The following is an 11529-nucleotide window of genomic DNA, read 5'->3' as shown; positions in this document are numbered from 1 at the left end:
CGTCATCCCCTTCGCGGTGTGGTGTTATCCCCGCAGTTATCCCTGCAGTTATCCAAGTACGTTGGCGTAGACATGCTGCGCCAGGCGTTTGGTATCGGTGGATTTCTTGAGCACGCCGATGCGCTGGAAGTCCTGCGCAAAGAACGCGATCTCTTCCTGCAGATCCGCGCCGGTCGGATGATGGTTGTAGGTCAGCGTGGAGTAGAGCTTGCGCAGATCGGCCAGGTCGATCTTTGGCGAGTACTTCGCAAAGATCTTGGCCGCTTCATTCGGGTTCTCGTTGACGAAGTCGGTGGCCTGCACGATCGAACGCGCGAGCGCCGCCGCTGCGGGGCGATCGTTGCGCACGAGTTCGCCGCGCGCGCCGATCACGCAGCACACCTTGCTCTGGTATTCACCGGTGAGGTTGGTGGCCAGTTCCACGTACGCACCGTTGGTGCGCTTCTCGAGCAGATACAGATTCGGGTCGCCATCGGCAATCGCCTGAATCTCGCCCTTGTCGACGGCCACACCGAGCAGGTCCGCCGGATACTGACGCCACGTGATATCGCGATCGGGATCGATGCCGTTCTTCGCCAGCAGGATCGTGAAGAAGTGCTTGCCCGGTGCGGCGAGATCGCTCACGCCGACAGTCTTGCCTTTCAGGGCCTGCAGGTTCGTCACACCCGCTGCCTTGGCGCCCACCAGCCGCACGCAGCCGCCATGCGAGCTACCGATGATCTTGACGTCGAAGCCCGCCTCGAGTGGCTTGAGCCAGCGGTGGATCATGCCGACGGCGGCGTCGGCCTTGCCGGTAGCGATCGACTCGAGCAACTGGTCGGTGGAGCCGCTGTAGTTGATCAGATCCACCTGCAGCCCGTTCTTCTCGAAGAAGCCACGTTCCTGCGCCGCGACGATCGGCGTCAGGCAGAACGAGTTCTGATTCCATGCGAACGTCAGCTTGCGCGGCGCCGACCAGGCCTTGCGGCCCAGAATCAGCGCGGGGGCCGCGATGGCGGCGGCACCGGCCGCGCGCAGCACGCGTCGGCGCCCATCGGCAGGATGGCTCTGGCTCATGATTTCACTCCCCGTTATGGATTTGTTGCTTTGTGAATGGATAGGCTGCGCGTCAGGCTGCCTTCTGTACGTTGCCGGCTTCGCGCTGCGCCACCAGCTCGCGCACGCGCGGAATCAGCTCGCGGCCGTAGTCGAGCACATCCTCGAGCGGATCGAAGCCGCGAATCAGGAACGTGGTGACGCCAAGGTCGTAGTACGCGAGCAGCGCGTCCGCAACCTGCTCGGGCGTGCCAACGAGGCCGGTCGAGTTCGAGCGACCACCGGTCTCGCGCGCAATCGCGGTCCACAGGCATTGATCGACGCGATCGCCACGTTCGGCCGCCGCGAGCAGGCGGCGCGCGCCTTCGCTCTGCTGCGGACCGCCACGGCTGTAGCCGGCCTGCACACGCAGTTCGCGCGTGCGTTCGAGAATCTGCTCGGCGCGTGCCCACGCCTTGGCTTCGGTATCGGCCAGCACCGGACGGAACGAGATCGAGAACTGCACGTCACGGCCATGCAGCGCCGCCTCGGCGCGCACGCGTGCGGTCAGTTCGCGCACCTGATCGAGCGATTCCCCCCATAGCGCGTAGACGTCGGCATGCTTGCCCGCCACAGGAATCGCGGCGTCGGACGCGCCGCCGAAGAAGATCGGTACATGCGGCTTCTGCGCGGGCTTGACTTCGGAGAAGCCGTTGCGGAAGCGGTAGTACTTGCCTTCGTGATCGAACGGCTTGTTCTCGGTCCAGATGCGACGCAGGATGCCGAGGTATTCGTCGGTGCGCGCGTAACGCTCGTCGTGGTTGAGATAGTCGCCATCGCGCTGCTGCTCGTCGTCGGAGCCGCCCGAGATAAAGTGGACGCCAAGACGGCCGCCGCTGAACTGATCGAGCGTTGCGATCTGGCGCGCGGCCAGCGTCGGCGATGTAAAGCCCGGGCGATGCGCGAGCATGTAATGGACGCGCTCGGTCTGCGTGGCCGCATACGCGATCGTGAGCGTGGCGGAAGGCCCGGTGGAATGATGCGGCACGAGGACGCGGTCAAAGCCGGCCTGCTCGTGGGCCTGCGCGAATGCGCGCACGTAGTCGCGATCGACGACGGGACCATCCGGATTGGGCGGATGGATCTCCGACTGCTTCTGACTTTGGATCATGCCGATAAAGTTGACGCCACGTCGTGCGCCCGGTGCCACGCTCATCTTGTTCTCCTGAGGGGAATGCGAACTGACCAAAAACGTACGTCATGACGCGTCGCGGCAAAACGAATAAAAATGCGCGTGCTTATGTGCGAAAGACGATCATGCTTATGCGCAGGCGCTGCGCATCGTTATGCGAACTCCATCGTTTCGGTGCTGGGGACGGCACGGTAGGCTTTGGCGTTTCCCCATACCGGCCCGGTTTCCGGGCAACCGCGCATGTCCTCCGCTCGTCTGTCCCTCGCGCCTTCTCTTGCCCCGTTGCGCGCCGAACTTGTCGCGAACGCTCCCCTCACCGATGCACAGCTGGCGGCACTGACCGCGCGCCTGGCGGCGACTTCCGCCGATCACGATGCGAGCGGCAGCTTCCCGCACGACAACTTTGCGCTGCTGCATGCGGAGGGCCTGATCGCACGGATCGTGCCGCGCGAGCACGGCGGTGGCGGTGCCACGCTGGCCGAAGCGCGACGCATCATTGCGGCGGTGGCGCGCGGCGACGCGGCCACCGCGCTCGTGCTGACCATGACGTATCTGCAGTTGCGTGCGATCGGCAGACGGGACGGGCATTGGCCCGAGGCCGTACGCCGCGAGGTGTTTGCCACCGCGGTGGAGGAGGGCGCGCTGATCAACGCGCTGCGCGTGGAGCCGGAACTCGGCTCTCCCGCGCGCGGCGGCCTGCCCGCGACGATTGCGCGGCGCGTGGACGATGGTTGGCGCGTGAGCGGACACAAGCTCTATACGACCGGCATTCCCGCGCTGCGCTGGTTGTCCGTATGGGCACGGACCGACGACCCCGAGCCGCGTATCGGCATCTTCCTCGTGCCGGGGCCGGCTGCGGGCACGGAGGGCATCGAGATCATCGAGAGCTGGAACCACCTGGGCCTGCGCGCCTCGGGCAGCCACGAGACCGTGCTCGAGGACGTATGGATTCCGGCGTCGCATGCGGTCGATGTCCGCTTGCCGTCGGCCTGGGCGCCGGCAGGCGCGAGCCAGGCCGATACCGATGCCAATGCCGAGCACCAGGCCTGGATGATCGTGCTGCTAGGCAGTTTGTACGATGCGGTGGCGCGCGCCGGCTTCGACTGGCTGCGCGGCTTTCTGCGCGAACGCTCACCGGGCAGCCTCGGCGCGCCGCTGGCCACGCTGCCGCGCGTGCAGGAGCATGTCGGCGAGATCGCCGCGCTGCTGCGCACCAACGCGGTGCTGCTCGATGCCGCCGCCGCGGACGCCGATCGGGAGGCGCCGGGTTCGGCCACGGACAGCGGGCTGCTCAAGTTCACCGTCACGGGCAATGCGATCCGCGCGTTGGAGCTGGCGCTGCAGTTGTCGGGCAATCATGGGCTGAGCCGTAACAATCCGCTCGAGCGTCACTATCGCGATGTGCTTTGCAGCCGCATTCATACGCCGCAGAACGATTCGATCCTGATTGCCGCCGGCCGTGCGACGCTGGAAGTGTGAGGGCGTGGCAGGCGCCGCATTTTCGGCTATCGTCATGGGTATTACACCCATAACAATCAGGAGACGACATGTCTGAACCCACTATTCGTTCGCTTGCGCCGCTGCGCGAGTTCATCACCGACCTGACGAAGCTGCTCGACACGCACCCCGACGAGCCGCGCATCCTTGATCAAGGCGGTCAGCTACTGGCCACGCTCGTCGCGCGCGACGACTGGCTGCCCGAGGCCTTCGCGCAGCCGCATCCCGAGTACTACCAGCAGATGCTGCTGCACTGCGATTCGGCCGAGCGATTCTCGATCGTCAGCTTTGTGTGGGGTCCGGGCCAGCGTACGCCGATTCACGACCATACCGTGTGGGGGCTGATCGGCATGCTGCGCGGCGCCGAGTATTCGCAGCCGTACGCGCTCGATGCCGACGGCGTGCCGCGCCCGGACGGGCAGGCGCTGCGTCTGGAGCCCGGCCACGTCGAGCCGGTGTCGCCACGCGTGGGCGATATCCACCGTGTGCACAATGCATTTGAGGATCGTGTGTCGATCAGCATCCATGTGTACGGCGCCAATATCGGCGCGGTACGCCGCCATGTCTATACGGAGAGCGGCGAGAAAAAGTCGTTCATTTCCGGTTATTCCAATCCCTTCCTGCCTAACCCGTGGGACCGTTCGAAGGATCCGCTCGCGTCATGACCGCTGCCACTATTCAATCGCCCACCACCTCGCCATCGGCCGTGCGCCAGGCGCTGCTCGACGGCGCCGAGATCGCGTTGCTCGATGTACGCGAGGAAGATCCGTACGCGCAGTCGCATCCGCTGTGGGCCTCGAATTTTCCGCTGTCCAAGCTCGAGTTGCAGGCGTGGTCGCGCATTCCACGCCGCGACACGCGCATCGTCGTCTACGGCGTGCATGACGGCGAGGATCTGGCGCCGCGCGCGGCGCAGGTATTGCGCGCGCTCGGCTATACCGACGTCTCGGAACTGGAAGGCGGGCTCGATGCCTGGATCGCGGGCGGTGGCGAAGTGTTTCGCGACGTCAACGTGCCGAGCAAGTCGTTCGGCGAACTGGTCGAGTCGAAGCGCCATACGCCATCGCTGAGCGCGCCGGAAGTGCAGGCGTTGATCGATGCGAAGGCGGACGTGGTCATTGTCGACGCGCGCCGCTTCGACGAATACCAGACCATGAGCATTCCCACCGCGACCAGCGTACCCGGCGCGGAGCTGGTGCTGCGTGCGCGCGAACTCGCGCCGAACCCCGATACACGCATCATCGTCAATTGCGCGGGCCGCACGCGCAGCATCATCGGCACGCAGTCGTTGATCAACGCCGGTGTGCCGAATCCGGTGGCCGCGCTGCGTAACGGCACCATCGGCTGGACGCTGGCCGGGCAGACGCTCGATCGCGGTGCCACCCGCCGCGCACCGGCCATCGTCGATGCGACACGTCGCACGGCGGCACGTACGGGCGCGCGCGATATCGCCACGCGCGCGGGCGTGCGCCGTCTTGCTCATGATGCGCTGCATACGCTCGAAGCACCGGGACGCACGGTCTATCGCTTCGATGTGCGTACGCCCGAGGAATTCGCCGATGGCCATCTGCCGGGCTTCGTCAATGCGCCGGGCGGACAACTCGTGCAGGAGACCGATCACAGCGCGCCCGTGCGCGGCGCGCGCATCGTGCTGGCCGATGACGACGGCGTGCGCGCGGACATGACCGCATCGTGGCTCGCGCAGATGGGCTGGGACGTGACGGTGGTGGAACCGGTCGATGCCAACGCGCGTGCCGAGCGTGGCGCGGTCAAGGTGCCGGCCCCCGAGGCAACCCCGATCGAGACCGTCAGCCCCGCGACGTTGGCCGCGTGGATCGAGACTGGCGACACCGCCGTGCTCGATGTGACCGCGAGCGTCAACTACGTGCGCCAGCATATTCCGGGCGCGTGGTTTGCGATTCGTGCCCAGTTGGGCGCGGCGTTGAAGACGATTCCGGACGCGCGTCGCTATGTGCTGACCTGCGGCACCAGCCAGCTCGCGCGTTTTGCGGCAGTCGATCTGCAGACGCTGCTTGCCGAGGAAGGCAGCGATGCCACTGTGCATGTGCTCGAAGGCGGTACCGGCGCGTGGATCGCGGCGGGTCTGCCGCTCGAACATGGCGAGACGCGCCTCGCGGTACCGCGCACCGATCGCTATCGCCGTCCGTACGAAGGCACCGACAACGCCGCCGCGGCGATGCAGGCCTATCTCGACTGGGAGTTCGGCCTGATCGCGCAGCTGGACCGCGACGGTACCCACGCGTTTCGCGTGGTGTAAGGGACGGACAGGGGTCTGACTCAGGCAGGCAGCGTGAACGTGGTGTCGAAAGTCTGACGCACGTCCAGGCGCTGCCTGAGCAGGCCCGTCTTCAGATAGAAGTCGGCCGTGGCCTGTTGCGTGGCCACGAGTTCGGCATCGATCGGGCGCCATTGCGTGTTGCGGCGTTCGAACTGCAGCCGCGCGGCCTCCGGTGCAATGCCGATGACGCGCGCAAGCGATGCCGAGTACTCGGGCACATGCTGATACGACCAGCGCTGCGCGCGCACCACGCGTTGCAGAAAATCCTGCAGCGCGGCACGCTTGGTGGCCAGCGCACTCTCGGTGGCCGCCAGAAAGCTCAGACCCGATGACAGTCCGCGACCGCTGACCAGCACACGCGCGTGGCCACTGGTCTCGGCCATGGCGGTGTAGGGCTCCCATGTGGCCCAGGCATCGACGGAGCCATTGGTCAGCGCGAGTTTGGTATCGGCTGGCGGCAGAAAGCGGATGTTCGCGTCGTTCGGCCCCAGCCCCGCGGACTCGAGCGCCTTCAGCGCGACATAGTGGCCAATCGATCCGCGATTGGTGCCGATGGACTTGCCTTTGAGGTCCGCGGCGGTCTTGAGCGGCGAATCGGGACGCACCAGCACGGCCGTGCCGTAGGGATCGGAGCGATTGGCACCGATCAGCTTGATGCGCGTGCCTGCGGCCAGCGCAAAGATCGCGGGGGCGTCACCGATCGGGCCGCTATCGACGGCGCCCGCATTGAGCGCCTCCGCAAGCGGCGCCGCCGCCGGAAATTCGGTCCACTGGATATCGTAGTTCACGCCGTCGAGCGCATTGGCGCCTTCAAGCAGCGCGCGCAGTCCGCCTTTCTGATCGCCAGCTTTGAGCGTCACGCGGCCCTGTGCAAGCGAGCCGCCGGCATACAGCACGGCAAGTGACGCGGCGCCTTGCCGCAGGAACTGTCGTCGGGGATTGCGCTCTTCGCTCACGTTTCACTCTTGTGGTTGGCAAGACTGCCAACGTACCGCGCAGCCTGCGCGATGCGAACGAATAAAAGCGGGAATGCTTATGCGAGAGCGGTGACGTGATGCGCGGCGATGAACGGGTCAAGGCGCGATGATCACCTGCACCTGCTTGAGCGCGTGGAACGGTTCGAGTTGCGCGGGTGCGGCCTCGCTGTCGGTGACGAGCGTCCACGCGCGTTCGAGCGGCGTCCAGTGCTGCTGACGCGCGCGGCCGAGCTTGGTCGAGTCGACCAGCACGAAGATGTCCGCAGCCTGACGGATGATGCATTCCTTGAGGTAGGCCTGCTCGGCGGTGGCCTCGCACAGCCCCACGCCCGCGACCACGCCATCAGCGCCGAGAAACGCCTTGTCGACGCTGATGCGCGACAGCGCAAGCTGCGCGAGTGGGCCAAACGTACCCATACTCGACGGGCGCACATCGCCGCCGATCAGCGTTACGCGGATCTTGGGCAGGCCCGCGAGTGCGGTCACGGCCAGCAGATTCGTGGTGTAGACGTGCAGGTCTTCGCGCGCGGCCAGCAGGCGCGCAAGCGCGGCGGCGGTGGTGCCGCTGTCCAGCAGCACCGCATCGCCATCGCGCACGAAGCTCGCGGCCATGCGCGCGATCGCTTCCTTCTGGTCGCGTTGCAGCGCCTTGCGTTCCTCGAGCGGGGCCTCGGGTTCGTGCGAGCCGACCGGCATCAGCGCCGCGGCGCCGCCATAGGTCCGCACAATGCGGCCCTCGCGCGCCAGCGCGGTGAGGTCGCGCCGTACCGTGGCCTCGGACACGCCGAGTTCGCTGACGAGCCGCTCCACATTGGCATCAACGCCCGTGAGCACGCGTTCGAGGATGGCACGTCGGCGGTCGGCGGCTTTCATGTGGGGCAGGGGGGAGGTCGTGGACGACCGCAATGTTACCAAGGTGTGCGCCCTCTCCCCCGAGGAGAAGGGCGCATGACCCGATACCTTAACGACGCGTCGCCAGTTCCGCGCCCTGGCGCAGTGCTTCCAGCAGGCTGCGTTCGTCGGCGATGCCCTTGCCGGCGATATCGAACGCGGTGCCGTGGTCAACCGACGTGCGGATCACGGGCAGACCCACGGTGATGTTCACACCGGCTTCGAGGCCGAGCACCTTGACCGGACCGTGGCCCTGGTCGTGGTACATCGCGACGACGAGGTCGAAGTCACCACGGCCGGCGCGATAGAACAGCGTGTCGGCGGGCAGCGGGCCCTCGACGTTCCAGCCGCGTTCGCGCAGCACGTTCACCGCGGGGATGATCTTCTCTTCTTCTTCGCCATGACCGAACAGGCCGTTCTCGCCCGCATGCGGGTTGATGCCGCACACGCCGATACGCGGATCGGCGATACCCGCGCGACGCAGCGTTTCATAGCCGCGCTCGATCACGCGCTGCACCAGTGCCGGCTCGATCTTGCGGATCGCGTCGAGCAGGCCGATGTGCGTGGTCACGTGGATCACGCGCAGTTGCGGTGCTACCAGCATCATCGACACTTCGGGCGTGCCGGTCAGATGCGCGAGCATCTCGGTGTGGCCCGGGAACTTGTGGCCGCCCGCGTGCAGGGCTTCCTTGTTCAGCGGCGCGGTGCAGATCGCGTCGATCTGCTCGGCGCGCGTGAGTTCCACCGCGCGCTCGATATAGCGGAACGCCGCATCGCCGGCCAGTGCGGACAGCTTGCCGAACGGCAGGTCCGCGGGAATCAGGCCGAGGTCGATGCAGTCGATCGTGCCGGCTTCGAAGCGCGCTTCCGCCGGCGTGGCGATCGCGCGCACCTGCAGCGGGCTCTTGACGATGGTCGCTGCCTGACGCAGACGGGCTGCGTCGCCGATCACGAGCGGACGGCACTGTGCGTACACGGTATCGTGCGCGAGGCTCTTGATGATGATCTCGGGACCGACGCCGGTGGCATCGCCCATGGTGATGCCGATGATGGGGAGGTAGTCGCTCATATCCGTTTTATCCTGCTTGTGCTGCTTGTTGCTGCTCCCCGACGAGGGCAGTCACTTCAAAATTCAAACCGCCTGCATGGCACGCCATGCAAGCCACAATGCCGCATCGCTGCCGAACGCGCCGGCCTTGGTGGCCACATGCCGCGCGGGCTGCTCGAGCGTGCGCGAGAGCGGCACGCCCGGTTCCACTTCGTGCCGCAATTGCAGCGTGGCGATATCGGCGGCCGCGAGCATCGCGCGTGCGGTCTCGCCGCCGGTGGCGATCAGGCCGCCCACGCAATCGAACGACGGCAGTACCAGCGCGGCCAGCGCATTGCTGAGCCGCGGTCCTTCCGCGGTATCGAACGCTTCGTCGCGGCCGATGCCGATCAGCAGATCGTGGCCGGCCCGCAGGCGCGCGCCGATATCGTCCTGAAGCGTCTGCCACGTGCCATGCGCGGGACCTTCGCGCAGCACCTGCGGCGCGATCTCCAGATGATCCATGCCGGTCCGCGCGCGCAGCAGCGCGGCCTGCCGGCCCGAGACGCCGGACATGCTGCCGACCAGCGCGAGGACCGGGCCCTGACGATGCGCGCCCGCGTCGGCTGCATCGGCTGCGTCGGGCGCAGTGCCCGCATCGGCGGAGGCCGTGACCCCGTCCGACGTGGTCGCCAAAGCGCGTGCGAGGCCGCCGGAACCGACCCAGAACGTGGGCGCGCTCAATGCCGCCGTGGCGGCGGCGATCACGCCGATGTCGACTTCGCTCTCGGCATCGCAGACCACGGCCTGCGTGCCTTGCGCGATCAACGCATCCACCGCGGCGCGCACCGCCGCGGCGCCCGCGCGTACCACTTCCAATGCCACCACGGCCGTGCGCACGTCGTGCGCGGCCAGCAGTGCCGCCATATCGGCGCGGCCGCTCAGGCCTTCGAGGCGCCAGATATCGGACTCGCCAAGCGGTTCCCCGCTGACGAACACACAGCCACCAAGCGTGGTGCGGCCAGTGGCGGGGAAGGCCGGCGCGACGATGGCCACGCCCGCATGCGGCAGCAGCGCGGCCGTCTCGGCCGCCCAGTTGCCGCGCAAGGTCGAATCGATTTTCTTGTACAGGCGGCGCGGCTGGTCGCCATGGCCATGGCCCAACCGGTCCCACGCTTCAACATTGCGCGCGGCGGCCTGTGCCGGCGCCATGCGGCGGCTATCCACGTCGGCGGCAATCACGTCGGCAGCCAGCGCGCTATCGGCCGCGGCCGCGTCGAGCGTGACCATCGTGCACGCGCCGGCGGCGGCAAAGCCGATCGCGCAGTCGGCGGCGCCCGACAGGTCGTCGGCGATCACCAGCCAGGAAGTCGTCTTACCGGACATGACCTTGCTCATGCTCATGCGGTCCGCGCCACGGCACCTTCCTGCCGTACGGCCACCCGTCGCGCCACCCACGCCGTGGCGAGCGGTGTCAGCACCGCCGTCACCACCACGCATGCGGCCACGAGAATCGTCGCGCTCTTGGCGGCTTCCGCGTAGACCGGATTCGCGGCGGCAATCAATGTTGGTACCGCGGCCGCATTCCCCGCGGTACTCGCGGCGGCCACCCCGGCCACGCCAGTGCCACCGGTCAGACGATCGGCAAAGTACAGCGTGAAGCCGGTGATCACCACCACGGCCACGCCCAGGCCGAGGCCCAGCATGCCGGCCTGCCACACCTTGTGCAGGTCCAGACCGGCGCCAAGCGCCAGCGCGAAGAACGGAATCATCACGGGCACGGCCTTGCTCAGGAAGTCGCGCATCTCGCGGTCGAGATTGCCCAGCAGCATGCCGACCATCAGCGGCAGGATGCTGCCGACCAACGTGGGCCACGGGAAGGCGGAAAGGCCGGCCACGCCGAGCGTGACCATGGTCAGGAACGGACCCGACTCCAGCGACATGATCGTGTACGCGCCCACGTCTTCGGGCTTGCCGTACTGACCCATCAGCGCCATGTACAGGCCACCGTTGGTGTCATTCATCGCGGCCACCACGGCCAGCGTGGACAGACCCGCGAACATGCCCGAGCTGATCGGCGACTCGCCGAGGAAGTGGCCCATGATCACGCCGAGCAGCATCGCGGTACCGATCTTGACGCCGAACAGCACGCCGCCCTTCTTGACGATGTACGGCGTGGCCTTGACGTTGATGCTCGCGCCCATGCAGACGTAGAACACGGCGAGGATCGGCAGGGCGCCCGTGAACAGCGCGCCGGTGAACGAACCGAAGAACTTCGGGGTGTCCGGCGCGAACGTCGCGACCAGCGAACCGAGCAACAGCGGCACGATCATCATGCCGCCGGGGACGCGCTCGATGGCGCGCTTGATGGAAATCTGCATTCTCGTCTCCTGCCGCGTGGGGTGCGGCGTGTCTATGGGCTCTGCAATGATTGAAACGATCAAGTCCCAGTCGTTTGCAGGGCGAAGTTTATGGCAATCCGTCCATAATGACCAGTTCAATCACAAAGATGATCGATGTGATCAAGTGTGCGTTTTGCTAGCACTGGTGCGGTCGAGCGGGCCGTCTGCGCGAAAAAACGACGTCAATGTGACGGCTTGACGACACCGCAGAACGTTGAATTGCGGCATCC

The 11529-nt window shown here is 66.7% G+C and carries 10 protein-coding genes; 3 read left to right on the top strand and 7 right to left on the bottom strand.

The window, feature by feature from the left end:
- Positions 1 to 48: 48 nt before the first annotated feature.
- Positions 49 to 1056 carry an ABC transporter substrate-binding protein gene (locus LDO41_RS07975; RefSeq protein ID WP_223984473.1) on the bottom strand — a complete coding sequence of 336 codons (1008 nt, stop codon included), beginning with the start codon at positions 1054 to 1056 and terminating at the stop codon, positions 49 to 51.
- Positions 1057 to 1108: 52 nt separating this feature from the next.
- Positions 1109 to 2230 carry an LLM class flavin-dependent oxidoreductase gene (locus LDO41_RS07970; protein ID WP_223984470.1) on the bottom strand — a complete coding sequence of 374 codons (1122 nt, stop codon included), beginning with the start codon at positions 2228 to 2230 and terminating at the stop codon, positions 1109 to 1111.
- 216 nt (positions 2231 to 2446) lie between these two features.
- Between LDO41_RS07970 and LDO41_RS07965 the strand changes: the two genes are divergently transcribed.
- From LDO41_RS07965 to LDO41_RS07955, 3 genes are all read left to right on the top strand, one after another.
- Positions 2447 to 3685 (top strand): acyl-CoA dehydrogenase family protein, encoded by a 1239-nt coding sequence (locus tag LDO41_RS07965; RefSeq protein ID WP_223984456.1) that lies wholly within the window; start codon positions 2447 to 2449, stop codon positions 3683 to 3685.
- Positions 3686 to 3753: 68 nt separating this feature from the next.
- On the top strand, positions 3754 to 4368 hold the full coding sequence (locus LDO41_RS07960; protein WP_223984454.1) for a cysteine dioxygenase family protein: 615 nt from the start codon (positions 3754 to 3756) through the stop codon (positions 4366 to 4368).
- Positions 4365 to 5981: a rhodanese-related sulfurtransferase gene (locus LDO41_RS07955; RefSeq protein WP_223984452.1), complete on the top strand. Its 1617-nt coding sequence runs from the start codon at positions 4365 to 4367 to the stop codon at positions 5979 to 5981. The genes LDO41_RS07960 and LDO41_RS07955 overlap by 4 nt, the downstream gene beginning before the upstream one ends.
- Positions 5982 to 6001: 20 nt before the next feature.
- Here LDO41_RS07955 and LDO41_RS07950 read toward each other — a convergent pair whose 3' ends face one another.
- The 5 genes from LDO41_RS07950 to LDO41_RS07930 all read right to left on the bottom strand — a co-directional run bounded on the left by LDO41_RS07950 (position 6002) and on the right by LDO41_RS07930 (position 11278).
- Complete coding sequence (locus LDO41_RS07950; protein WP_377744486.1) at positions 6002 to 6925, bottom strand: ABC transporter substrate-binding protein; 924 nt, start codon at positions 6923 to 6925, stop codon at positions 6002 to 6004.
- A gap of 150 nt (positions 6926 to 7075) precedes the next feature.
- Positions 7076 to 7852, bottom strand: coding sequence for a DeoR/GlpR family DNA-binding transcription regulator (locus LDO41_RS07945; protein ID WP_223984448.1), 777 nt, complete (start codon positions 7850 to 7852; stop codon positions 7076 to 7078).
- Positions 7853 to 7940: 88 nt separating this feature from the next.
- The gene (gene pdxA / locus LDO41_RS07940) at positions 7941 to 8939 is read right to left on the bottom strand and encodes a 4-hydroxythreonine-4-phosphate dehydrogenase PdxA (RefSeq protein WP_223984446.1); all 999 of its coding nucleotides are present in this window, start codon (positions 8937 to 8939) and stop codon (positions 7941 to 7943) included.
- Positions 8940 to 9002: 63 nt separating this feature from the next.
- Complete coding sequence (locus LDO41_RS07935; protein WP_223984443.1) at positions 9003 to 10283, bottom strand: four-carbon acid sugar kinase family protein; 1281 nt, start codon at positions 10281 to 10283, stop codon at positions 9003 to 9005.
- Between the two features lie 14 nt (positions 10284 to 10297).
- Positions 10298 to 11278, bottom strand: coding sequence for a 2-keto-3-deoxygluconate permease (locus tag LDO41_RS07930; RefSeq protein WP_223984440.1), 981 nt, complete (start codon positions 11276 to 11278; stop codon positions 10298 to 10300).
- Between the last annotated feature and the right edge of the window lie 251 nt (positions 11279 to 11529).

Origin of the sequence: Cupriavidus pampae (genome assembly GCF_914271485.1) — a bacterium.
Classification (GTDB): Bacteria; Pseudomonadota; Gammaproteobacteria; order Burkholderiales; family Burkholderiaceae; genus Cupriavidus; species Cupriavidus pampae.
This window is presented reverse-complemented; position numbering and strand designations above follow the sequence as displayed.

Coding starts and splice junctions, on each gene's coding strand:
- LDO41_RS07965 (WP_223984456.1), top strand. CDS start 2,447: ATGTCCTCCGCTCGTCTGTCCCTCGCGCCTTCTCTTGCCCCGTTGCGC.
- LDO41_RS07930 (WP_223984440.1), bottom strand. CDS start 11,278: ATGCAGATTTCCATCAAGCGCGCCATCGAGCGCGTCCCCGGCGGCATG.
- pdxA (WP_223984446.1), bottom strand. CDS start 8,939: ATGAGCGACTACCTCCCCATCATCGGCATCACCATGGGCGATGCCACC.
- LDO41_RS07935 (WP_223984443.1), bottom strand. CDS start 10,283: ATGTCCGGTAAGACGACTTCCTGGCTGGTGATCGCCGACGACCTGTCG.
- LDO41_RS07960 (WP_223984454.1), top strand. CDS start 3,754: ATGTCTGAACCCACTATTCGTTCGCTTGCGCCGCTGCGCGAGTTCATC.
- LDO41_RS07975 (WP_223984473.1), bottom strand. CDS start 1,056: ATGAGCCAGAGCCATCCTGCCGATGGGCGCCGACGCGTGCTGCGCGCG.
- LDO41_RS07955 (WP_223984452.1), top strand. CDS start 4,365: ATGACCGCTGCCACTATTCAATCGCCCACCACCTCGCCATCGGCCGTG.
- LDO41_RS07970 (WP_223984470.1), bottom strand. CDS start 2,230: ATGAGCGTGGCACCGGGCGCACGACGTGGCGTCAACTTTATCGGCATG.
- LDO41_RS07945 (WP_223984448.1), bottom strand. CDS start 7,852: ATGAAAGCCGCCGACCGCCGACGTGCCATCCTCGAACGCGTGCTCACG.